General features: G+C 48.5%; 21 protein-coding genes. 6 read left to right on the top strand and 15 right to left on the bottom strand.

The window, feature by feature from the left end; genetic code table 11:
- The first annotated feature begins 30 nt into the window (after nucleotides 1-30).
- Nucleotides 31-951: a dimethylarginine dimethylaminohydrolase family protein gene (locus ACJJIP_RS17620; protein ID WP_444945717.1), complete on the top strand. Its 921-nt coding sequence runs from the start codon at nucleotides 31-33 to the stop codon at nucleotides 949-951.
- A gap of 240 nt (nucleotides 952-1,191) precedes the next feature.
- A complete protein-coding gene (locus ACJJIP_RS17615; protein WP_444945716.1) occupies nucleotides 1,192-1,971 on the top strand; it encodes an enoyl-CoA hydratase in 780 nt (259 codons plus the stop codon).
- A gap of 46 nt (nucleotides 1,972-2,017) precedes the next feature.
- Here ACJJIP_RS17615 and glpQ read toward each other — a convergent pair whose 3' ends face one another.
- The 14 genes from glpQ to ACJJIP_RS17545 form a co-directional block, all read right to left on the bottom strand.
- Entirely contained in the window at nucleotides 2,018-3,121 is a 1,104-nt protein-coding gene (glpQ, locus tag ACJJIP_RS17610) for a glycerophosphodiester phosphodiesterase (protein ID WP_353376969.1), read from the bottom strand.
- A 197-nt stretch (nucleotides 3,122-3,318) separates the two neighbouring features.
- A complete protein-coding gene (locus ACJJIP_RS17605; RefSeq protein WP_444945715.1) occupies nucleotides 3,319-4,950 on the bottom strand; it encodes a long-chain-fatty-acid--CoA ligase in 1,632 nt (543 codons plus the stop codon).
- A 230-nt stretch (nucleotides 4,951-5,180) separates the two neighbouring features.
- On the bottom strand, nucleotides 5,181-6,641 hold the full coding sequence (locus tag ACJJIP_RS17600; protein WP_444945714.1) for a M48 family metalloprotease: 1,461 nt from the start codon (nucleotides 6,639-6,641) through the stop codon (nucleotides 5,181-5,183).
- A gap of 29 nt (nucleotides 6,642-6,670) precedes the next feature.
- On the bottom strand, nucleotides 6,671-7,333 hold the full coding sequence (locus ACJJIP_RS17595; protein WP_020411889.1) for a hypothetical protein: 663 nt from the start codon (nucleotides 7,331-7,333) through the stop codon (nucleotides 6,671-6,673).
- A gap of 12 nt (nucleotides 7,334-7,345) precedes the next feature.
- Nucleotides 7,346-8,014: a hypothetical protein gene (locus ACJJIP_RS17590; protein ID WP_020411890.1), complete on the bottom strand. Its 669-nt coding sequence runs from the start codon at nucleotides 8,012-8,014 to the stop codon at nucleotides 7,346-7,348.
- 23 nt (nucleotides 8,015-8,037) lie between these two features.
- A complete protein-coding gene (locus ACJJIP_RS17585) occupies nucleotides 8,038-9,042 on the bottom strand; it encodes a VWA domain-containing protein (protein ID WP_020411891.1) in 1,005 nt (334 codons plus the stop codon).
- Nucleotides 9,039-10,121, bottom strand: a complete 1,083-nt coding sequence (locus tag ACJJIP_RS17580) for a VWA domain-containing protein (RefSeq protein WP_444945713.1) — start codon at nucleotides 10,119-10,121, stop codon at nucleotides 9,039-9,041. The genes ACJJIP_RS17585 and ACJJIP_RS17580 overlap by 4 nt, the downstream gene beginning before the upstream one ends.
- Nucleotides 10,111-11,415 (bottom strand): hypothetical protein, encoded by a 1,305-nt coding sequence (locus ACJJIP_RS17575; RefSeq protein ID WP_282951669.1) that lies wholly within the window; start codon nucleotides 11,413-11,415, stop codon nucleotides 10,111-10,113. Before ACJJIP_RS17575 ends, ACJJIP_RS17580 begins: the two co-directional genes overlap by 11 nt.
- Nucleotides 11,416-11,463: 48 nt before the next feature.
- Nucleotides 11,464-12,258 (bottom strand): MotA/TolQ/ExbB proton channel family protein, encoded by a 795-nt coding sequence (locus ACJJIP_RS17570; protein WP_020411894.1) that lies wholly within the window; start codon nucleotides 12,256-12,258, stop codon nucleotides 11,464-11,466.
- Nucleotides 12,259-12,282: 24 nt separating this feature from the next.
- A complete protein-coding gene (locus ACJJIP_RS17565; RefSeq protein ID WP_353376972.1) occupies nucleotides 12,283-12,495 on the bottom strand; it encodes a hypothetical protein in 213 nt (70 codons plus the stop codon).
- 9 nt (nucleotides 12,496-12,504) lie between these two features.
- The gene (locus tag ACJJIP_RS17560) at nucleotides 12,505-14,595 is read right to left on the bottom strand and encodes a PEGA domain-containing protein (protein WP_444945712.1); all 2,091 of its coding nucleotides are present in this window, start codon (nucleotides 14,593-14,595) and stop codon (nucleotides 12,505-12,507) included.
- A gap of 274 nt (nucleotides 14,596-14,869) precedes the next feature.
- The gene (locus ACJJIP_RS17555) at nucleotides 14,870-16,420 is read right to left on the bottom strand and encodes a tetratricopeptide repeat protein (RefSeq protein ID WP_444945711.1); all 1,551 of its coding nucleotides are present in this window, start codon (nucleotides 16,418-16,420) and stop codon (nucleotides 14,870-14,872) included.
- Nucleotides 16,421-16,517: 97 nt separating this feature from the next.
- Nucleotides 16,518-17,744, bottom strand: coding sequence for a hypothetical protein (locus ACJJIP_RS17550; RefSeq protein WP_020411898.1), 1,227 nt, complete (start codon nucleotides 17,742-17,744; stop codon nucleotides 16,518-16,520).
- A gap of 17 nt (nucleotides 17,745-17,761) precedes the next feature.
- A complete protein-coding gene (locus ACJJIP_RS17545) occupies nucleotides 17,762-18,526 on the bottom strand; it encodes a hypothetical protein (RefSeq protein WP_444945710.1) in 765 nt (254 codons plus the stop codon).
- Between ACJJIP_RS17545 and ACJJIP_RS17540 the strand changes: the two genes are divergently transcribed.
- Nucleotides 18,504-18,728, top strand: coding sequence for a hypothetical protein (locus ACJJIP_RS17540; protein WP_157533339.1), 225 nt, complete (start codon nucleotides 18,504-18,506; stop codon nucleotides 18,726-18,728). The two genes, ACJJIP_RS17545 and ACJJIP_RS17540, sit on opposite strands and share 23 nt — an antisense overlap.
- A gap of 362 nt (nucleotides 18,729-19,090) precedes the next feature.
- On the opposite strand, the gene ACJJIP_RS17535 is transcribed toward ACJJIP_RS17540, so the two are convergent.
- Nucleotides 19,091-20,443 carry an energy transducer TonB gene (locus ACJJIP_RS17535; RefSeq protein WP_020411901.1) on the bottom strand — a complete coding sequence of 451 codons (1,353 nt, stop codon included), beginning with the start codon at nucleotides 20,441-20,443 and terminating at the stop codon, nucleotides 19,091-19,093.
- 550 nt (nucleotides 20,444-20,993) lie between these two features.
- Between ACJJIP_RS17535 and ACJJIP_RS17530 the strand changes: the two genes are divergently transcribed.
- The 3 genes from ACJJIP_RS17530 (at nucleotide 20,994) to ACJJIP_RS17520 (ending at nucleotide 24,140) form a co-directional block, all read left to right on the top strand.
- A complete protein-coding gene (locus ACJJIP_RS17530) occupies nucleotides 20,994-22,058 on the top strand; it encodes a branched-chain amino acid aminotransferase (RefSeq protein WP_020411903.1) in 1,065 nt (354 codons plus the stop codon).
- Between the two features lie 364 nt (nucleotides 22,059-22,422).
- Entirely contained in the window at nucleotides 22,423-23,019 is a 597-nt protein-coding gene (locus ACJJIP_RS17525) for a Yip1 family protein (RefSeq protein ID WP_282951661.1), read from the top strand.
- A gap of 185 nt (nucleotides 23,020-23,204) precedes the next feature.
- On the top strand, nucleotides 23,205-24,140 hold the full coding sequence (locus tag ACJJIP_RS17520) for an alpha/beta hydrolase (protein WP_444945709.1): 936 nt from the start codon (nucleotides 23,205-23,207) through the stop codon (nucleotides 24,138-24,140).
- Nucleotides 24,141-24,147: the final 7 nt, after the last annotated feature.

Here is a 24,147-nt window from a genome sequence, read left to right as displayed (position 1 = left end):
GGCCCGGCAATAGTAATTTGGATGGATTAGATGAGTGAATTTACCCTGAAGTACCGCAATGAGGATGGCGGCACAGTTCCCCTTGCCAATTGGGGGATGGATTCCGAATATGGCGTATTGCGCGATGTACTTATCGGGCCTGTGGATAACTTCAGCTGGCGAACTGGTAATGCCAGTGCCCGTCGCGCCGAGCGCCTCGGAATGCAGTTTGATCACAAGGTAGCTGAAGCCCAGCACGCGGAGATGCTTGATGCTTATCGACATGCGGGAGTAAATACACACCTGATTCCAGCCGATCGTAGCTTGCCTTACCAGATTTATGGGCGTGACTCCTCAGTAATGACTCCTTGGGGCCCGATAGTGACGCAGATGTACAGTCCCTGGCGTCGTGGTGAATGGGTGCCCATCGTCAAAAAATATGCCCAACTGGAAATTCCCATTTACGATGTGATTACTGCAGGTTCTCTTGAAGGCGGTGATTTCATGGTGTTAGAACCTGGGGTAATACTTTGTGGATACTCTGGAGAGCGCACTAGCCCCCAAGGCTTTGAGCAAATGCAACGCTGGGTGGAAAAAGAGGGCTGGGAAGTGAAGGGTTACCAGTTTGACCCCTTCTTCCTGCATATTGATGTCATGGTGGCGATGCTGGCAGAGAAGTTGGCAGCTATTTGTGTTGATGCTGTAGAGCCTGAGTTGGTGCAGTGGTTTAAGAGCCGTAATATCGAGATTATCGATATCCCTTTCCCTCAAGTTTTGGAACTCGGGGTTAATGTGGTGGCTCTGGGCAACGACCGGGTGATGTTGCCTAAGGCTAACACCGGCCTGGCGGAGAAATGCCGCGCTCATGGGCTGGAAGTGATTGATCCAGACATCTCCATGATCACCCCGGGGGGTGGCGGCGTTCACTGTGTGTGTCAACCTCTACGAAGGGATCCTGCGGTAAAAGGCTAGCGGTGCAGTCCTCCCGGTGACTCTCAGCTGCCGGGTTAATCCCGTCAACGAAAGTGGTTGGTTATGAACTCGCCTAAGCGAGTGCAGCCGGTAATATGAATCGCCTGAATAGGTGCTCTCTGTTATTGATCCGCTCATTGAGTGGATAGCTGGAGTCGTTTTAATGCAAAACGGCTCTATGACAGGCCAATATAAAAGACTGTTTGGCAGTCTCAAATGATTCTATACCCGGAGAATAATATGCAAAGTGCATGTACGGAAATTCTGGCCCAGGTCAACGACCGTATACTGGAAATCACCATTAATCGCCCGGAACGCAAAAATGCTCTGACCATGGCCATGTATACTGCTATGGCTGAGCTGCTCAATAGTGCAGCGAATAACTCCGATATTCGAGTGGTCATCATAACTGGTGCAGAGGGCATTTTTACAAGTGGTAATGATTTAACAGACTTCCTCGGCGGTTCCGCTGAGGGTGAAGAGTCACCGGTATTCCAGTTCATGAGTGCGCTTTACAGCTTCCCCAAGCCTGTTGTAGCAGCGATAAATGGTCCGGCGGTAGGTATCGGCACCACTATGCTGTTGCACTGTGACCTGTCCTTTGCCGGTCATGATGCTATGTTCCAAATGCCTTTTGTAAACTTGGGGCTTTGTCCCGAGTACGGTTCCAGTTACTTGCTCCCCCGTATTGCTGGCCATGCCAAAGCTTCAGAACTTCTATTACTCGGCAAGAAGTTTTCTGCACAGGAGGCTGTGGATATTGGTATTTGTAATGCGGCGGTGGAACCTGAGCAGGCGATTGCTCGTGCTCGAGAGGCCGCTTTGGAACTTGCGGCAAAGGCACCGGCAGCTGTGCGCTTGACCAAACAATTATTACGTCAGGCGACACTGGAAAAAGGACTGGAGTTTATCCAGGATGAGGGGCGCCACTTCAAGGATCGACTAGCCTCGGAGGAATTCAAAGAAGCTGCGACTGCTTTTATGGAAAAACGTCCCGCAGACTTCTCAAAGTTCGACTAAAAGTAAAAGGCCGCTAAAAAGTGGCCTTTTTTTTCGCTTGATTTACTTACTGTTGATGTTGCTTACGGTTGCCGCGGGATAGGTAATTGACTGCCTGATCGGGGTGATCTGTAAATAAACCATCCACGTGTAACTGGTAAGCGGCAAAATGTAAAAAGTGATTAAAACTTTCGAACTCTTCTGGGAGCTTTTCTGGGTCGGCGCGGAAAGTGTAAGGATGTACCTGTAAATGTCTGCGGTGAGCGCGGCGTACGACATTATTGGCACGTGGTTTTCCATCTTGAATTTCAATCAGCATGGGGTACCAGGGGCCGATGCCATCTGCGTAGTTGGCAATCTTACGCAAACCGCCCTGTTCCAACATCCAATCATAATCGTAATTTTGAATATTGCCGTTAACTTGAATTAATTTCTCTCCCCAGCTGGTTGCTGCAATAAGTTGAACCAGAGGGATGTCCATATCGAGAGCAGGCATTAATTCATATTTAATTCGTTGTAATTCTTCAGCATCAAAACACTGGAAGAAGATTTTTTGATCCCTGTTAATGTAACCGTATTGCTTAAGTTTCTCCAGTGCAATTGCGGCAATGTCCTTACCTTCCCAGTGATGAAAGTAGGGTTTTTTGATTTCCGGATAGATACCAATGTCATAGCCGAGTGAGCGGTTCAATCCCTGGATCAGTTCAATTTCCTCTTCAAATGTAGAGAGTTGGAAACTGGATTTCCACAGGGGGAAACGATGTGGATATTTCGCCTGGGGTCCATCTTCACCCATGATGAATGCTTCACTGACACGTAGTTTTTTCAGTTCTTCCAAAGTGAAGTCAATAGTGTAAAAGTGGCCGTCCTCACGGGCCCGATCGGGAAAAACATCAGCAACGTCGGTTGTGCTATCAAGATAAATATCGTGCATTACAATCAGGTGGTTATCTTTACTAAGAACCAGGTCTTGCTCGATATAATCAGGGTGCATACCGTAGGCCAGTGCTTTAGCCTCCAGGGTGTGCTCCGGTAAATAGGCAGATGCTCCACGATGGGCGATGACCAGAGTGCGCTTATTCTTGTCAAAAGAACTATCTGTTTCGGCACAGGTAAGACTTGCGACAACGGAAGAAAGTATTATTAAAAAAGATAAAAATTTTTTGAACATTTGAAATGCATCCCATATAAAGATACGAGACTTTCTAGCAAATAAATATGACAGGGATGTATCAGTATACAGGATGTAATCTGAGGTTGTGATCTGCCCAGCATTTTGCTGGGCTCCGCCAGTCAAGTCGTTGCATTCAGACAGATTCTTCATGTCTGTCTGAATGCAAAATTTACTAAACATTTTACTGCTGGATTTTATACGGTTATCTCTTGAGGCCATAGGTGTTCTGAAAATTTCTGACGCAGATCCTTTTTACTAATTTTTCCAGTAGCTGTGTGTGGTAATTCATCGATAATTATACAGTCATCGGGAATCCACCATTTGGCAAACTGCCCCTGGAAAGTACTGAGAATTTTATCGGGTTTTAGTTCAACACCTGTTTCGAGAACCACGAGCAATAGGGGACGCTCTGCCCATTTTTCATGAGTCACGCCGATAACTGCCGCCTCTGCTACACCCTCTAGTGTCATAGCGAAGTTTTCCAGCTCTATTGAGGAGATCCATTCACCACCAGATTTAATAACATCCTTAGTGCGGTCGGTAATTGTCAGGTATCCAAGAGAGTCGATAGTGGCAACATCGCCTGTGTCAAACCAACCATCGGTGGTTAGAGCAGACTCTTCGGACTTAAAGTAGCGCTCACAAATCCAGGGACCGCGCACTTGTAAGGCGCCAAAGGCAGTCCCATTGTGAGGGAGGGGGTTTTCTTGAGGGCCGACAATACGCATTTCTACTCCAAACCCTGCTCGTCCCTGCTTGAGTCGTAGTTTTTTGGCTTCTTTAGGTGCAATAGAGGGAGCGATTCGGGCGTTATAGGTACCGAGTGGGCTCATCTCGGTCATGCCCCAGGCATGGTGGGTATAGACACCATGCTGCTGTTCAAATTCTTCCATAATGCTCCAGGGACAGGCGGAGCCACCCACTACTACGCGGTTGAGGCTCGGAAGGGTCTCTTTGCTATTGCGTAGGTACTTCAGCAGTGCCAGCCAAACAGTTGGGACGCCGGCGGCAATCGTTGCTGATTCCTGTCTTATCAGTTTACTAAGTGTCTCTCCACAACCCATACTGGGCCCAGGTAAAACGAGTTTGGCGCCGACTGCTGGTGCTGCGTAGGGAATAGACCAGGCATTGACATGGAACATGGGGACAACCGGGAGAATGGCTTCGTCGCGGCGAATAGCAAATGCATCTGGCATTAACACACCATAGGTGTGCAGTGCCATTGCGCGGTGGGAATAGAGTACGCCTTTTGGATTACCGGTGGTTCCAGATGTGTAGCAAAGAGCTGCCGCACTCTCCTCACGTAAATCTGGCCATTGGAAGCAGCTGGGCTGGTTGACTAGTAGGTCTTCATAGCAATAGTAATTGGCTAATTTACTATCGGGCATATGTGCCCTGTCTGTTAAGACAATTACACCCTCCACGGTGCTGAGCTTATCCTCCATTGATTCGATGAGTGGCACAAATAAAGGATCAATAAATAGCCAGCGATCTTCGGCGTGCTCAATAATATAGTGAATCTGCTCAGGGAAAAGCCGGGGGTTAATCGTGTGGCAGACCAAGCCGCTGCAGGATGTTGCGTAATAGAGTTCAAAGTGCCGGTGGTCATTCCAAGCGAGTGTGCCGATGCGGTCACCTCTATTTGCTCCGAGCATACATAATACTTGGGCGAGCTGCGCAGCACGAGCAAAAGCCTGCTTATAGCTGTAGCGGTGGAGGGGGTTATCCAGAGTAACCGAAATGACTTCACTATCCGGTGAATTACACAGGGCGCGGCGTATAACAGCGGTAAGTGTGAGCTGAGATTCCATCATCATGCCGTTCATAGTCGACTCCTATTATTATGTTTATTGTCATCTATCGGTAACTAGCCTGAATGGCCACACCGGACTTTAGGGGGTTCTTTCAAAATGATTCAGGTAAGCTTTGAAATCAGGGCCCAATGTTCAAGCTTATGAAAAAACAAATCACCCTTCATAAAGTAGGCAAATAAAAGCTTTACAGAAAAGAGATACTGTTGCCAAGAAATTAATGTGGATGAAGCAGTCACAATGCGTTACCGCACTATCTTAATCCATTCACCAGGTTGAGGTTCACCGCGAGGGTAGTAACCATTTAAAAGTCTTAATTGCTCTTCGGCATATTCACCAATTTCCATATGTTTAGCCAGAGAGGAAAAAGTAGTTTTTTCATTTGCTTTTACGTAGTGCAACCGGCGAATATCTTTCTCCACAATATCTGTTTTACGTAGGGGCCGGAAACTACGGATACTAGTTAGGAACATAGTGTCATATTTTTCCAGGGCCTCTTTATCCTGAGAGCCAGAGTTGGTTACCTTGCCCTCCAACATAAATTGCCGGCTTCCATAGTAGATAACTGCAACTCTGTCGGGATCGGGCGCCTCTTTCTCAAGGTTGGGAAATTTTCCTGTGTGACCCACAAGCTGATATTGTTGTAATTTTTCCCCTTGCTCCAGTTTTCGTAAGTCATATTCCTCACGCAAGGCCATATCTGCAGGTTGGTTACCATCGCGTTTTGCTACCTTGATAGTAATTGTGGCGGAGCTATCTGGGGCGGATCCTACAATTGAAGACCGCTGGTTTGCCACCGTCCAGCCATCTGGGAAGAGGAGAGAGAAGCCCAGGCGTTTATGATTAAATCGATTTTTATTGGATTGCCGGGAGTTATCCCCGTACACCAGACCATCAGTCTTCTCCCGATAATAGGCCACTTTGGTTTCTTTATTATCTTCAGGTAGGGTACCCGCTGCTTTTACTACTTCCTGCAGGCGAAGATCATTACGAGGATGAGTAGAAAAAACACCATGATAGGTTTGGGGTTTTTTACCCTCAATACGGGCACGTCTTCTGGCAAAGGTCTCCTGGTCTTTTAATAGCCCGATAACATTTATCATTGCCTGTGGATCATAGCCCGCATTAAACATATATTGCGCACCGAATCGGTCTGCTTCCAACTCCATTTCCCGGCCATAACCCTTTACCGCTGCTGTACTGTATAAATTGGCTACATCGCCAACCACGCCGCTACCGGTTACTAGAACCGATAAAACTGATGCGACGCTGGCACCAGTGGCTGCAGTTTTTTGCCGAACAGCGTGTCGCGCAGTAATGTGCCCGATTTCATGGGCTAGTACGGCGGCCATTTCTGCCTCTGAATGTAAATAGGTGAGTAGGCCGCGATTGATATAGACATAACCGCCAGGAAGGGCGAAGGCATTGATGTCCTGGCTGTCGATGATGGTGAAATGGTACTTGAGATCAGGCCGATCACTGGCAGCAGCCACTTTTTGCCCGACATGATTGACGTAGGCTGTGAGAATCGGATCCTGGTAAATAGGAGTACTTTCTATCAGCTTCTCATGCATCTCTTTGCCAATAGAGATTTCCTTGCCTTCAGACATTAACACCAAGTCTGGGCTTTTTGTGGCAGGGTTGAATGCACACCCTGCCCCCACTGCTACCAGCGCACTGGCGAGCCACCGATTAATGGTTTTCATTACCCCCTGCCTCCCTGTCTATTTATTGTCTAAGAGCTTGTACCACTAGCTGGAACCAGGAACTGTTGTAGCTGGGCCGCCATACCTTTACAGGCATTATTCTGTACCCTGGCAATCAAGGGGATTGGGATGACAATCGCAGGCATATAAGAGGTGCCTTTGGCATCAGCACTCAGTTTGCCTGATAATTCCCGATCGCGGAAATCCCAAACAGAGGCCTCATAGTCGGATTCCTTATCCCAGGTACCAAACCCGAAACAGCCGGCGCCGCCGGTACTGATGGTGCAGCTAATAGACCCAGCACTTGCCGTCGTTTCAGTGGATCCATCAATCCATACTATGTACTTAACCCCGTAGTTTTCCATGCGCTCACGCACGCCTTCATTTTCCATTAGACGGTCCAGAGAACGCACATGCATGGGAGCTGTGCGGGGTTCAAACCAGGGGTACATAATGTCGACAAATTCTTTCTCTGGAATGATGTTTACACCCATCTCCGGGTTGTGTAGCTCTCTGCCGACACAGGCAATAAGATCTGGTTCTGTCTCATAATCGCTGGAGTGACGGCGCCCGAGAATAACTACGGAGTCGCCTGCTCTTAGCTCTCCATCGCTACGCCGGTATTCGTCAATAACAACAGTGGTACAACCGGTCAGGAAAATCAGTGCGAAAATAATGAATGGCTTGAACACAACAAAAATCCTCTATTCAGCCTTGCTGGATTTCACTTTGAACTCCTGCAATGAAGCAGACCTTAATTTCCCAGAGAGAAATGCCTGTAACTCAGGTACTTTTTCGAAGCCGGTGTAGAGCGTTGCCCCTGCGTCACGCAGGGCAATGTTGATTGCCTGGGTTAGAGCCTGCTCCTGGGACTTCAGGAAGGCTGTAGGTGTTTTTCCGTAGGCAGTAATTACCCAGCTGGCTACCTGTTGCCCACGGGGATCATAAGCATTCATGTCATATTTGATCCACACTTCAAAAATATTAACTCTGGTTTCCCGTGGCATTGTGAATTGCAGCTCCCTGACTTCGGGAACTATTACCAACTCGACATTGTCAGGTACTTTTTGTGGGTACTCGGAAAGGGAAACTGTATTGGTAAACATGGAACCGAGTACTGTCTCGAACAGGTTTTTTTGTGCCCGGCCAGTATTAATCTTCCATTCCTCACGATCTTCGCTATCTTCCTCGTAAATGTAATTTCTAAAATCGTCACTGAGGTAAATGCCTACAGAGAGGGGGAGCTGTTCACCCACAGGTGATGGATACTTCCCCTCCACCCGCACAGTATGAGAGCAGGCCGCAACCAGTAGTGAAAACAACACCACCGCGGTAAAGTGGAGTGGCAAAGCCGCCTTTATCCTGTACTTCATGAATTGCTCCTGGAATCAATCAGCTAGCGAAAATCGTTTAGTCCTACAAAAGTGCCACCATTGCGATAGGTGAGTTCACGCATAAGGGCTGCAAATCGCAGGCCAGTGGTTTGCAAATGGGGAGGGCGGGAAAACTGGATGGGAAATCCCACAGCATGAATGCGGATATTGCGCTTTCCTTCTCCATGCTTTGCGTTCACCCGATCGACCGCTAGCATCACATTACGGATAGATTTACCAGTAAATTCATCGCCCAAGACATAGATACTGATTTTCTTGTCGGGATCGTAAAAGCTACGAACTGCTTTTTGTATACCTTCCACCGGACTGGAATTGCTAAAGGGGTTCCAGGTTTTTAAACGATTAAGAATAGCCTGGCGACGCCCGGGTGTATCGGGAATCCACTTGTTGCGGTAATTGAAAAACATGTAATCGCCCATGTCATTCATTACCTGAATGCCCTTAACATTGGGATAGAGATCCAGAGTATTAACCATTTCTGCCATCATGCGGTCCCAGCCGTAATTGAACATACTTCCGGAGGTATCGATGATGAAGAGAATGTATTCGCTGTCTACAGGAATACCGCCAATAACATTGTTTTTACGTTGATAGTTTTCACCCAGTAAGCGACGCATTTCTTCAGTCAGTGTCTGTAATGCGACGGTAAGTTCCCCTTTTAATTTCCCCTCTTCACTTTGCCCTTCGGTTTTACTGGCATAGACGGCCTGCAGAGCTACTAACTCTCCACGAAGATTGGCAATTCGCTTGTGTTCAATATCAATTTGTTCTCGTTTAGCATTGAGGTCTCGATTGAGGACTGTGGTCTCCCCACGGATTTCTGCCAACTGCTGTTGCAGTTCCATTACCTGGGCTTCCAGGTCGACTTCTGCCTCCTCTAGAACTATGGGTTCGGCAGTTTTAGCGATCATCAAGAGCAAGACAATGGCTCCGAAACCACAGCAGATTACGTCGAGAAAGGAAATACTGAACTCTTCTTGGCGTCTTTTCTTTCGTGAAACTGTCATGGCCAGTCCCTCGATGGTGCGAGAAAAGAGCCTTGGGTTTCCATTGCCAACTTCCAAAACTCGCTGGCAGCAAATGGGTCGCCTTCCATAGGAGTCAGGATAATATTCACGGGGACATTTTTAGGAAGTACCTTGACGGCGCGCTTGAACAGGTTGCGCCTTTCTCTACCAGAAATTGTGGAGCCCCTGGGCGATTTAATTCCCTGGGTAGGTAGCCCATCTGTGATGAGAATAATGTTATCCGGTAGTGGAGTCATAGCATGAATGGCGTTGAACACCCTTTCCAGGCTGGTACCGTTTTCAGGTACTATTTCATTCAGTCCTTTAATTGCCTGGTCCAACTGGTCGCGATCATCCACATTGAGCCAGCGATCTTCCGTACCGGCAATGGCGGCGCGAAAAGAGGTATTAAAAGTATAGATCTGGTACTGGCTGTCTGGAGGCAGCTGTGCGGTTAACCAAGAGACTGTGTTGATAGCCCTACGCCACTTTTCAGTTTGTCGTTTCACTCGTGACGACATATTTCGAGCGCGTATGATTTTGATCAGTTCATCGCCGAGCATAGAAGCGGAAGAGTCCAGCAGGACCAGGATTCTGTTGCCTCCCAGGCGTAGCCCGGTCAGGTATTGGCGATCACCATCACCGGTATATTTGCGCACATTGTTGCCTAACTTCTTATTTTCCTCCTCAAGATTTTTCTTGGCCTGTTCCAGCTTTTTAAGCTTATCCTGAAGCCTTTTAATATCCTCTTGTTCGTCAATGCTGTCGATTTCAGCGATATTACCTTTTACCTCTTCAATTTGATCCAGTATACGGCGGGCGAGCCCTTGGGCCTCAGCGAACTCATCGCTGACGATATCTAAGGTATTACGTGCCTGGACCAAGTGCTCTTGACCGAATTCAACCTCTTCTTGGAGCAGGTTTACTTCGGCGCTCAAGTCTTCTGTTTCCACCTCTATTTCGTGGTCTGAGCCGTGTTTGATGATTAAAAAAATCAGTGCCACGGCGCCGAAGCCACAAGACATGATGTCTAGGAAGGATAAACTGAAGGTGGAAAAACGACGCTGCTTACGTCTCATGGCGTTCCACGCTAATTGCCGTTATCACATCCGGTTGATTGGCAATACTAATTTGGTCTCCTGCATTTAGATTGACCGGAGCAGACACCTCCTCGCCATTCAGCATTAGACGGGTTCCCGCATCCACACGTAGAGCCAGGCGACCTGCGTGATTAGTGACTGTTGCTGCAGGGTGTTTTGGGGGAGTGGGAGTTATTTGAAACTTATCTTCATGCCAAAAAACAAACAGTGGCTGATGCGCAGCTAGGGCACGATGGCCGAACAGGAGATGCGTTGCCGCTGCTTCAGATGGCGCTTCGAGGCGTATGGTAATTTCGCTCTCCGGTGTTGCGCTGATACTGTTTATCAAGCGCAGAGCCGAGTCTTGGCTTCGCAGTTCCTGCCAACGATTATTGATGGATTGCGCGATACTGTCTCTGGAGAGAAGGTACATGTGCTGTGCCAGCTGAACACCTCCGGGAATCTCCGCCCAGCGGTGAGATATAAAGCTGACACTGTTATTCTCTGAGAGGTTTTCAATCATCGCCCGTACGCGGGAGAGTATAGGCGCAGTGGCATCCTGTAGCTGACGCAGAGTGATTTTTGCGGTGCGATCATCCAGCTCTGCCAGAACTTCTCCCTGGCGCATGGCGCGACTTACCCACTGTGGCATCAGGTCGTATAGCTGCTGTTCAGACTCTGCGGAGTGGAGTGGGTCAAAGCGACACTGCATGACAAAAGCGTCGGTAAAAACCCGTGCCCAAGCCTCCTGGAAATGATACTGTCCAGCATCGGCTACTGTTTCAGCGGACTTGACGACAGCCTCTTGATCAACATTGATACGGGAGACCAGGGTTTGGTGTAGTTGTAGTTCTACATGCAATTGCAATCCGGAAGGAGCAATATGGCCAATATTTGCAGTGGCAGAGTCAATAAGGCCCACAACATTTATACTGCTTTCTTTGATAATACCCAGCAACAAGGCCAGCTGCTCTCGAGTGAAGTTTCCTGGCACTGCGAGTACAAGTTCCTCTGGAAGATCGCAATGCTCAGAAATTTCTTGTAAATGGCAGTAGGCCAAATCGGCATGATGACGACAGCTCTGGTTTTCAGATTTCAGTGATTCCAGGCTGAGCCTGCGCCAGAACTGATTATTGACTTGGGTTGGGTGGTTGCGTGCACGCATTTGTGCTGCAGTACCTATATGGATCTGTCGGGGTTCAATTACCGCTATACCAGGGCTTTCTAGAACTTCCGTAGTTCCAATAAAAACCCTTAGACCATAATCATTGATTTCAAGGACACCTTGTCCCATGGGGGCTTCCTCGCGGCCAATAACCGATATGTTGACAACCTGTGTCGGTTAACTAATTTTCAGGAATCGCAAAAGACGGTTGTCACAGTAGTTCTGCGTATCGAGTACCAGCCTCTCTTGCATCAATTGCAACTGGTGCGTAAAAAACATAATGACAATACTGATTACCAGAGCGATAAAAGTTGAATTGAAGGCGACACCGAGGCTCACGGTCACCCCGGCAATATCACCCTCCACAGCTTTGTGCGCTTGTGCTAGAGCTTCACCGATGCCACGCACCGTACCAATAAAACCAATAGAGGGGATTGCCCAGGTGATATAGCGAACCATTGCCAGCTCTGAGTCAAGGCGGTCTCCCTCGGTTTCACAAACCTCTTTTATAGAGTTGGAAACTGCAGCCACATTACGGGTTGAACCAAATCGCTGCAGGGCGGTGAGAATAGCTCTGGGTACCAGATAACTACGCTCCTCCTCAGGGAGTGCCTGAATCGGTCGAGACAGGTCGCGAGTATCTTCTGGTAAAATAGGCGTGCCTTCACTGACATTGAGAAGTGCTCTGTTGAGCAGCTTCCGTTCTCGCATACTTCGCTGGGCTTTCAAACCCATTATTGCCATGGCCCAGAGCATTAGTACAAAACAGGCCTCCTGCTCATAGTCTCGCATCACAATATAGATGGAGCGCTGTTGCACGTAGGTTTCTCCCGCCGCCTCACGAGCCAGCTGCTCCTCAATTAATGCATCAGCGTTTGGACGGATAATGGCTACATAAATGGCATGTACCAGGATAACTGAGCCCAACAGCGCAAATATCTGGAAAATAAAATCTGATGATTTGAATTTCATGATGGTGCTCTTGGCAACTTTTCTCTATATATCTACTGGATAGGAAACGGATAGATCCTCAGAAATTTCTTCGGAAGCTTTGTAATCATCGGAACTGCTTTTACTACTTTTTGACTTCTTTTCATCCGATTTTTTTTGCGCGACCTGAGTGAGGGTCTCCCCTTCTTTTTCCTGCTTTTCCTGTGCAAATAAAAAGGAAGGTAACAGAAGGATGAAAATAAAAATAAATTTAGGCATAGCTCTCTCCTAATTGACCCAGCGCGCCACTCTGAAGCCGATATCGTTTCTTGGGGCCTCTCCATAGTCGCGATAAGACAAACGCAACTCCGTCAGCCCTGAGTGACGCCAGCTGGAGCCACGAATAACATGGTAGTCACCATCCTGTGGGCCCACTGGATTTTCCTCCTGGCGGGATGAAAGACCTGTGCCAATGGTATAGAGATCGTGTATCCATTCAGATACATTGCCTCCAAGGTCATAAATTCCCAACGGGTTTGGGCTATAGCTGGCTACAGGTGCAGTCGCTGCATAGCGATCACTATAGGTGCGCAGTACAGTGGGAATTAGCTTGGCAGCATGACTGTCGGCATAATTACCTGAGTTATTACCAATGGGCAGGTCATTCCCCCAAGGATATTTGCGCATAACACCGCGGTCGTAACGGGCTAGCCATGCCCATTCAGCTTCAGTTGGTAAACGATATCCATTTGCGGCGGAATCAAAGCCGACAACCCGACCGCGTTCTGTCAGGTATACAGGAGTCAGCCCATCCCGTTGGCTGAGCCAATTGCAAAAGAGAACAGCATCGGCCCAACTGACATTGACTACGGGAAGGTTGTCGTTATCTAAGCTCACACCGTTTACATGGCTTGAGGTATGTGAGGGTTTAAATCTTCGGTATTCCCGGTTGGTGACCTCTGTGGTGCCTATATAAAAGGGGCGGTTTAAAGCGACCTGCCGCATAACTTCATTTGCGCGACGCCCTTGCTCGCGTCGGGATGAGCCCATAGTGAATACAGCGTTGGGGCGCATTAATTTCATGGTGCCGCCTGCGCCATGGCGAAGCTCTGGTGGAACTTGTTGCCAGCGAGCCTGCTCCTTGGTTAATAAAACTGCACGCACAGTTTGCTCCAGTCTGGCACTGGGAATCACGCGGGTATCAAATGTTTCATAGCCTCGCTTGCGCACTTCAATACGGTGAGTTCTTGCGGGTAGGTTGAAAGTCTGTCCGGTATTCCCCGCAAATTGCCCATCAATATAGACTTCTGCATCTGGTGGCACACTGGAGACACGAACCCTGCCATACACTGCATTCAGGTTAATATTCAAGTCGCGCTGCATACCTGCAGCGAGGTCGATGGTGTGTTCTACGGAGGCATAACCGTCCTTAAAAAAACGCAGGCGATGGATTTCCCCTGATGTGAGCTCGAGCTCCAGTGGGGTATGACCTCGAAACTCCCCATCCACGGTTACACTCGCGCCCTCAGGAGTGGTAACGACACGCAATAGCCCGTCAGCTGGCCCGAGGGTTACTGTGGCTAGTGCCTGGTCTACTCCAGCGGTAACAGCGACAGGGATATCAACCGTCTTATGCTCGGCAAGGGAGATAGAGATAACTCTATCTCCCTGGATTAACTCTGCGTTAAGTGGCGTAGTTCCAAGTACCTTGCCGCCCACGGTTACTGTAGCGCCTTGCGGATTGCTGTTGATTCGGATACTGGCCCAGGCTGGACGTAGTTTGGCTTCAAGGCGGTAGGTTTTATCGAGCCCCTCGATATTAACCTCGCGGGTAAAAGGCAGATAGCGGTCAGATAAAACTGTTATCCGCATGGACCCCGTAGAGACATTTTTCACCAGACCATTTTCATTTGGAACTTCACGACCATTCATCAGAACTTTTACAGGTACTGGGGGATCCGTTTCGATTTGTAGATGGCCCGGAAGTTTTTCAAGGGTAACCGAGTGGCGACTATGGCCTTCCCGGCTGACTTCTACTTCGCCACTTTTGGCTAGATAGCCCTCAGCTTTAATTGTGTAGCTGTAGTTTCCAGGTAATACGAGGTGGCCATTGCCGAGGGGAATTGCAAAGCCACTGATACTGATTTTTGCATGGACGGGCTGTGTATCGAAAATTAGGGAGCGGGCGATAACTAAATAATATAGCGCCAACGCGCTTAAGAGTAAGCAGGCCGCAACAATCAAGGCGCGCTTGGAGAAAAATAACCGAGCACGAGTGGATTTTGGCTGTACTGGAGTGAAACCAATTGGTTCGATGAGGGGGGATTCATCGATTGCGGGTTTCTCATCCTGGACAGGTACTGCCTCTTTCACTGTCATTTATGCTTCCCTATTGCCACATCGTTATGGAGTTATCGCAATGACTTCGGTGTCGCTGGATAGGCCTTGTTAGGGCCAGGTTGGCAAAACCGAAGCAGGGGTGCTGTGTGCAACAAAGCTTAGCTCGCCGATACCATGGCTATGTGGCATGGTGAGAGGTTTGTCGCGGAACTCTTCATATCCTGAATTTAAATCAGGCGCTCTAAATCAGGCACGGCCCCACTGCGAAAAGACCTGTTTTTTTGATTTTTCGAGGCAATGGAGGTTCTTGTAATTAGCTGTTATTAGCGCCGTTAATTTTTTCCGCACATTGTATGACAACTTCTGTGACAGGTTTCCCTGGCTTGACGATAAACTCCCGACGCACATCCCGATAGCCGTCTCGGGTACCGATGGCTGTATAACGGCCGGGCTTTAAGGCAATTTCTCGCTGATCAAAATAGCCCAGCCTTCCCACATGATAAATCGTGACACTGGTACTACGGTCGGACTTAAAACGTACGGGCATGGGGATTAGTGCTTTAGTGAGTGCATCTTCAAGATCTTCGATCTGTTGTGCCAAACGTGGTGTTTGGCTATTGAGTTTCCGTGCATCACTGAGTACTTTTCTGGCAAAATGATTACGCTTTCCTTCGCCTAAAGTCAGAGGATCTTTAAGGAGATCCTGCATTTGATCATCCAGTTGAGCCCTGGCCGTGGCGCGGGCTTTCCCTGTCACAGCAGCCACTAAACTAGCGTCTTTTTTTACTAAGGTAGTGTAACTCTGCAGGGCTTTGTGCCAGTTTTCCTGCTTTTCCTGGTCGCGCGCGTGAGTGAGAAGTTCTTCGATCTTGGCCTGCTCGGCCCCATTTTTTGCCTGCTTAAGGCCTATACCTGGGGCCTTGGCTTCAGGCTTCAACTTACTGGCTTGGTTGAAGTGTTTCTTTGCTGAGTCAAATTTTTTATCAGCAATAGCGGCATACCCTGCGGACATGGCATTTTTGTAGTCGCGTTCGGTGATTTCCTGTTCTACTTTTGCCAATAATTTTTTTGCAGGCTTTGTTTGTGGATCAGAAGAAAGAGATTCCTTTAAAGATTTCTTGGCAAGATCTAAGTCTGAATCCAGATAGGCACTTTTCCCTTCTGTGAATTTCCACCAAGCCAGCGGAAGCGTATCGGTGCGCTCTAATCCTCTTAATCCCCTGGGGTGCTTCTCGGAAATTATAAGGGTAAGTTTGAAAGCTTCTGTTGCAGAATCCAGGTCCCCACTTTCTAGCGCTCTTTCGCCTTCAGCAAGATGTATTTCAATACGCTCGGGTATACCGTCACGTAATACTTCTAGTGCCTGCAATGATTCCTGATATTTCTCCAAAGCGGGCATAAATTGTCGTTTGCGGTAGAGGCTGTCGGCCTTGAGGGCCAGATCTTCTGCCGCATAGAATTCTTCATATGCCCATAGCTCTACTTTTCGCTCCTTTAATTCTTCCTTGAGGGCGAGAATATCCTGCAGAATTTTCTGGACTTCCCGGCGTTGCTGCATAATTTCGGCATCTGTATAAGGAGATGCTTGGGCAACATTTTCCGAGATGTTATTAGTTGGGGGGGAGCTTATTTGCAGGCTACGTAACGGAGGTTTTTCCACCACCTGGGGAAGCCCCCAAAAGACGCCAATGAGACCGCTGAGCATGGCTGCACCAATTACTATGGGTCCATAAAACCTTTCTTTTTTAGGTTTTCCCTTATTGGTGTTGGTTGCCTTGGGAGAATGAGCCTCCTCACCGCCAAAGGTAAAATTGGCTGGCTCGATTGGTGCTATATCTTCCTTGGCATTATCGCGGTGCTGCATAGTATTTCCGCCTAGTTATTCGTGGTCCCAGTGAAGATGTTGGGTGAAAAGAGTGGAAAAGCGCTTTGATTTACCTCAGTTAGTAGCACTTGTGATGCTAGATACTGTTACTGGATGAGCCCGTCTCAGCATCGTATATTTCCTTCAGAATTTCGCGCCATTGCCGATATTGGTTTTCTACTGAACCGGTAAGAGTCACAGTACGATCCTCAAGCTCTACGATTTGTGGCTCAACTTCGGCCTCCATTGAGTCACCCAGCTCCTGCAGTGCCTCTAAGTGCATCTTGGCATCAGCACGGCGATCAAAGGCGCTCTTTATCAGGTAACCACCTGCGCCGATACCGACCTGGCCCGCAGCTTGGGCGCTGCCACCTCCAGCTCCTGCGGCAGCAATTCCGCCGATAATGGCTGCGGCACCCATAATGGTGTGATTACGGGCCTTACGCTTTAATTCGCGCATCTCCCGAACCTCCTCGTAACTGCGCGCACGCCATTCCTGATAGGGCACCTCCATGGTTTTTGCGAATGTGCCGTAATACTCCTGTAGGGTATCGACAAACAGGTAGTCCCGCTCACGAATTTTGCGCACCCTTGCTAGCATCGGATCATTTTCTGCGGGTAGGGCACTTAGATAGTAGATACCACTTTCGCTTTGGTGCAGGTAGCGGTCGAAGGCTTCAGGGGAGAAGCTGCGGGCAAAGCGCATTTCGGAAATAGTGCGAAGCTCGACAATTTGCTGATTTGATAGTTTTTGCCGGTACTGCAGCATGTCGTTGGCAATACGGTTGTAGATGCCTTGGAAAGCATCCCCCTCCGTAGGGTGCTTGCGATCGTAGGCATAATGCGAGGCGTTTTCACTGTACTCTTTTGTAAACCAGAGCTGGCCTCGGGAGTCAGCGACAGTAATTTCAACTGTCAGGGATTCGCCGTCGGATTTGAGAATACGGCCAGAGACGGTTACATCTATATTGGTGCGTGCAGATGGGATAACTCGAACTGCTCCCCAGCCAAGGCTTGATTGCAATGAGTCGGCCAAGGTGACGGCCATAAAGCGAGACTCCGCCTGGCGCAATTCAGGAAATACCAGGGTATCTTCGTCTGCCTCAGTAGTTTCTAGGCCTGGGTCAAACTGAATTACGCCTACGTCGAGTAATCGCTCTTCAGCAATATTTTTGTCCTCAATAGTAAGGGGCGTAAATGCGGTAGTTCGTACTTCCGTTGTGGTACAGCCTGTGAAAATTAATGCGACTACCGACCACAATAATATGGTAAATAAGCATGTCGGGGAGTGGCCGTTTTTGTAAGTGGACTTGTAAAATGACATACAGGCATCCTTAGTAACTACTTCGTCGCTTTTTTATACTTTCGGTATTCTTCCCATAATTTTTCCCGCAATTCGGGGTCGGTTTCCCGGGTGGCTGCTTCACGAATTTGCCTTGCTACAACATCGTCATCTGTACCACTGGGTATATCTGCGGGTACTATGGCCTGTGAGCTGCTGTGGTTGTAGTCCCCCTGTCGCCCTTTTGTAGGCAGCCCGGGTCCGGTAACCTGGCCACTGGAGTTATTTTGCTGCGGTCCTCCTCCAGCTGGTGCTCCACTGCCTGGTGGTGCGGGGATTTCAGCTTCGGCTGATTCAATGAGGTCTTCCAGGGATTCCCCTGGCGGCGCTTCATCCATGGCGTCCTCGTCACTTTCAGCGGAGGCCGAGCCAGGCCTATTACGCACGTAATCACGCTCGCGCAGGATCATGCCGTCGTAACTCACCATGGTGGATTCAAAGCGGCCCTCCAGTTCCGCAACCTGCTCCGCAGCCGATGTCGGGGCTTCGTTGGGTGCGCTTCCCGCCCTTGATGCACTATCGCCTGGTTGCCCGGCATTAGCGCTATTGGCATTACTACTGCTGGAAGATGCACTGCTGGAAGAACTGCTACTGGAGGCGCTGGAAGATGAAGCGGTTTGATCCTCCTCGGAAAAATCGATTTCGTTTGGAGGAGTGCCTTCCTCTCCAGAGGAGGGGTCTGGCGGATTACTTTGATCCCTTTGTGATTGCTTTGAATCACTATAAACCGGTGTGGAGCGATTGCGGGAATCAGATTCCGGCATAGAATCTCCAGCTGAACTCTGGCGGGAAGCCTGTTCCTCTCCCGGTGCCGTACTGCTGTTACTCTGGGAGTTTCTTTCCGCACCGGGCATGCTCATACTGGGCTGGCTAGAAGAGTTGCTACGTGGCTGGCCGCTGCTACTGCTGGCGGTCTGCGACTGGCTGGAGCTCTGTGAACTGCTGCTGGACGAAGAACTGCTCTGAGACTGCGATTGTGACTGTGGCTGCGATTGAGACTGAGAACTGGCAGAGGGCATTGATGGCATTGCTGGCGGTTGCGATTGTGTCTGTTGGCTCTTACAGCCGACCATCGCTGAGGTCAATAAGGCAACGGAGAGCAGAGTATGCCAGCCAATACACTGGCAATGACCTTTTCGAAGCGCTTTCCGAATTGTCATCTGCTTTCTCCTAAAATATTTGATATGTGCCCGGGCAGGCGGGTCGGTGAACAGTCTACGTAATCTGCCAGTCCGATAAGTAAACGGTGTGGAATCTTAAAAATAGTTGTTATTTGATTATTTGCGCGTTTACCACACCGCTTTAAAAGTGCTTTGCAGCAAAAATCCTCAATCAAAGACGAATCGTTGCACTATGCCGCGGGTTTCTACTGCTTCGCCGTCCTCAAAGCGAGGGCGAAACTTGGCGCGCTTTAATATGTTGCGGACTTTGGAACGAATGCGCACCTTGTCCGATGGGTAGGCTCTCAACACCTTAATATTGCGTGCTTTTCCGAAAGCGGTAACGTCGTATGAAACAGTGATGTGGGAGTTGGCTAGGGCCTTACTGTCGGAGTCCAGTATTGGAAGTGCTGGCAGGGCGACAGGACGCCCAAAAATATCCTCTATTTCGTCATTGGAGGCGCCATTGTCCCATAGTGCCTGATAGGCTTCGCCATATGTCTGGCGAGCCGAATGCCACTTGTTAAACATCATGTACCAGTCACCTAGCTCTACTTTTGCTTTGGCTGAAGCTGCCGGTGGGGATAGGGGATTTCTTTGGTAAACGTCGACGATACGGGTTATGGCTTTTTTACCGGTGTTAAAACTCTTCGTCCGGTAGTGATCTACTTTGTGAAGTTGACTGGCATTGGATCCACCAGCGCCAAAGCTGGTATTGACGATAACTGGTGCCTGTGGTTCGCCCTTATAGGTTGCCAAGTAATAATTGGTTGCTTTGAGTCCGCGTAGAGCGTCTACCAAGCGCAAATCACTGGCACCAAAATTCTTTGTGATGATATCAACCGCTAAGGTATAAAGTTTTGTAGCATTGATCAGGTGCTCAACAAGAGTCTCACCTTTTTCTTCTATGTAAGACTGTAGATGCCAGCGGCTCAGGTTATTGATAACGGGTAACATCCGTGGATCTTTTTCACCGTAATTTTTTTCGTAAAGCCAGTAGAGGTACTGTTGATTGTCGTTAGCTTCCTCCCACTGATTCAGGGCAATCTGACTTTCGATCAGTCGCTCAATCATAGGGATCTGGTTAAGGGAGTAGAGTCCTTCATTGACCCTATTTACCAGCATGGCACGACGGAACTCACTGGCGGCTTCTTTATGTGCACCAGTTTTTTGCAAAGCTGTGGCTAACCCAAGTAATTGTTCATCAATTCCCGCGCCATAAGCACCGTGTTGTGCCTCAAGTTCTTCAATTCGTTCGCGGTAGCTTTCTACCGCCTCAGAAGGACGAAGTTGTCGTCGATTTTTTTGTAGGGGTTTGGAGGCGGCCTCAATAAATGCCTTGGGAGGGGCATTAGTATCCTGGCTCACAGTTACGCCATCTGCAGCGAAGGCGCTTTTACACAGCAGTGCTGTGGCTGTAAACATCAAGCCGATAGCAAGTGATTTGCTGGTATCTATCTGTGTCACGATTGAACCACTTCCATTCCGGTTTTCATTACCCACAACTGCGAAAAAAGCCATGGCCTCACGCAGGGTATGTGGGTCTCGTTTCCACCTGTGGACCCCAAAGGTCGTTGAGTGGAAGCTCTCTCCTGAAATGTGGTTCTGCTTCAACACGAGGGCCGGCGGTGAGTTCGCTCTTGGGGCCTCGGGGAAGACGCAGCCGGATGCTTATCTTTGCGCTCCTGGCTGCGTATTAAACAGTATAGCCAGCACAATCTGTCATCAGAGGGATTGTGACGGAGACTTCAACCAACCGGCTATCGATTTGCCGGCATGCCTGCGACCACCCTTTTGGTTTAGCAGGCCGGGAGAAATAGCAGAACTCAAGGTCGGTAAGCAGGTGCCAAAAGTTTATTGTGCTTGTTTGGGCGACAGTTGATATTGCCGGGGGGATGCCGTATCTGACACTGTGGGGCAAGTAATACGAACTGCTTAGTGGATTTTCATCCTAAATTTTTGCGTTTTTTTAGGGGCTATTAGCTGTATCTGATCAACCCTCGGGTGACATATTTGGATTGCAGCGCAACAGGCGCCATAATCAGCCAATTGGAATGAGAGGAGAGAGCTGGTGAGCATCTATATCGACCCTGACGTAGCCCCGAGCCTGCGTGGATATGAAATGCCTGAGAGGCTGGGTTTTGGGGCAGTAATGGCGCCAGTAATGTTTCGTGCTGTCTGTCAGGATGGTTGCTGGAGCAGTGGTGAGTTGGTCCCCTACGCACCACTATCTGTTGACCCGGCAGCTAAGGTATTGCATTACGCTCAGTCGTGCTTTGAGGGGATGAAAGCTTACCGTACGTCGCAGGGTATTGCCCTTTTCCGCCCTGAAAAAAATGCAGAGCGCATGTCTTATTCAGCCAAGCGCCTATGTATGCCTCCAGTGCCTGAGTCTCTGTTCATGGATGGTGTGCGCACTGTCGCTGCTTACTGCGCAAATTTAGTACCTGGTAACAGTGGAGAATCCCTCTACTTGCGTCCCTTTCTGATGGGTACCCAGGCAGACCTAACGGTATCTGCGAGCACCTCCTATGAGTTTTATGTGATCGCAAGCCCTTCAGAGGCTTACCACTCCGGTAATATGCGACTTTGGGTAGAGCGAGAAGACGCCAGAGCTGCAGTAGGGGGCACTGGGGATGCAAAGGTCGGTGGTAACTACGCAGGCTCCTTGCTTAGTATTGGTCGCTTAAAAGAGCGTGGCTTTGACCAGTCACTATGGCTTAACCCAGACGACCGCAGTAGTGTGGATGAGTTGTCTGGTATGAATTTCTTCGCGGTAATCGACGGCGAGCTTCACACTCCGGCGCTTAATGGCTCCATTCTAGAGGGGATTACCCGTTTTAGTCTGATTGAATTGGCTAGGGACCTCGGATACAAAGTAATTGAGGGTGCAATTCATATTGATGAATTACTAGGGCAGGTCGCCTCGGGCGTCTGCTCTGAAACATTTGCCTGTGGCACCGCTGCGATTATCAGCCCTATAAGCGTGATAGGTGATGAAAGTGGTACCTACAAACTTCCTCAGGCACCTGGTCCTGTGGCCCAGCACCTGCGTCAGGCGCTCCTTGATATTCAGGAAGGGCGAGAGGAGGATCGTTTTGGTTGGATGTGCGCTATTCAGGCGGTCAGTTTCTGAGGCTGGAATGTCCCTTCAGATAGCTGGCTGAGTTAATTCGCCAGCTACCTCTGATATGGCTATATCCACTTATTTGTCTCTCTTTTATTTATACAGATAATTATCCTCCCGGGTTGTTTTGTATCATTTTCGGTGGGTTAAATGTTTCTCCTAGAAACGCTCATGTAAGCATTTCCGCCAATTCCTTCCTTATTGTTGACTTGAACGACTTAAGCTCCTAAAAGTAAGTCGATAGAAGAAGAAATGAACTGGAGCTTCGAGGATGGCCTTTTAGTGGTACACCTCATTTTGACCAGCAGTTTCAAGATCAAATTGAGCAAATAGGTCGCACTTAGAGTTCCTTACAGAGCGTGAGGAAAACGGAATGTTGATCCATATGTTCGGCCTTATGATACAGCCCCGCAGGCAGTGGGAACTGATCAGTAGCCTCCCTGAAAAGAAATTACGCAGTCAGTTGCCCTACGTGATTGTTTTGGCGTTGCTTCCAGCAGCGGCGTGGTATTTTGGCACCACTCAGGTGGGTTGGAGTATTGGTGGCGGTGAACCGGTCAGAATTACAGGTCAGAGTGCACTGGAGTTAGTTGCGGTTTTTTACTGCACTATGGTATTGACTGTTGTTGCGATTGGTTACTTCATTCATTGGATGGCCAAGACCTATGGAGCTGAAACACACCCATTGAAGGGCGTTGTTATCGCTGGATTTACTGCAACACCAATCTTTTTAGTCGGTGTCGCCGGTATATACCCTTTGCTATGGTTAGATATTCTTTTGGCTACCGTTGCAGTTGCCTATGCCGTTTATTTGTTATATTTGGGAATTCCCATTGTTATGGGTGTCTCGGAAGAGCGCGGGTTTCTTTTTGCCAGTGCCATTATTACTGTCTCTCTGGTAATGGCTGTGTTGATTATGGTGGGAACTGTACTTTTCTGGAGCTATGTCTCCGAGCCAGTTTTCCACTGATATCACCATTATTCTTCAAATAGCCAGTTTACTTGTTAATTCTAAGCTGGCTGCTTTTAGTAGACAAAGTAATTATATCTATGGATTCTTAATTATTTCCTACCAGTTAATCAGGAAGCCTTTATGTATGGAGGCTACTTATAATGTTGATGACTGCTTTGTGATTTACCTGAGAGGACAGCCTGTTGCGAAAGGTAAATGCGAAACTGATCCCTTTTCTGGATCAACTCAACGAGAGTATGGCTGCGCAAGCAGCTCAGGGGTTCAAGTTTAGTGTAATTAATTCTCGTGAGATGTCTGGAAAAATGATCAGGAGTTACATTTCTGATATTCCAGAAGTGGACTGCATATTTGATGAAGTAGTCTATTCCACTGGCTATAACGTGCCTGTCAGGGTATATAATCCTGCACCAGAGAAGAAGTTGCCTGTACTTTTATATTTTCATGGTGGTGGTCATGTTGTGGGAAGTGTAGAAAACTACGATCCGATATGCCGGAAGTTTTCCCTCGCGACGCAGCATATTTTGGTGGCACCAGAGTATCGGCTGGCTCCCGAAAATCCATATCCCGCTGCAGTGGTCGATTCGTGTGCTGTCGCTCGTGGGATATGGACGGTTTTGGATAAAAGAAAAGTCAATTATCAAACAAGTTTATCTGTTGCTGGAGACTCAGCAGGTGGAGCCCTGTCTGCATCAGTTTCGCATCTCGCCCAATATGATCTAGGTATTACTATTTCCAAACAAGTTCTGGTCTATCCCTGTGTTGATTATACAGCTAGGTGTGCGTCATATAAGGAAAATGGTGTGGGCTATTATGTCGAACGCGATAAATGCATCTGGTTTTCTGAGCAGTACTTTAAGGATGGCCAATGTAGAAAGTCAGCATCTCCATTACATATGGATTTCTCCGGAGGATTGCCGGATACCCTAGTTATAACGGCAGGGTTTTGCCCCTTGCGAGATGAGGGGGTGCTTTATTATAAGTCTATAAAAAATACTGGGGTTCGTTCAGAAAATTTCCACTTTCCAGATATGATACATGGCTTCTTAAACATGGAGGACTTAGTAAGAGATGAATGTCAAGAAACTTATTTTCAGGCTGGTAAGTTTCTAAATGGTTAATTACTTG

The organism is Microbulbifer variabilis (assembly GCF_052467165.1).
This window is presented reverse-complemented; position numbering and strand designations above follow the sequence as displayed.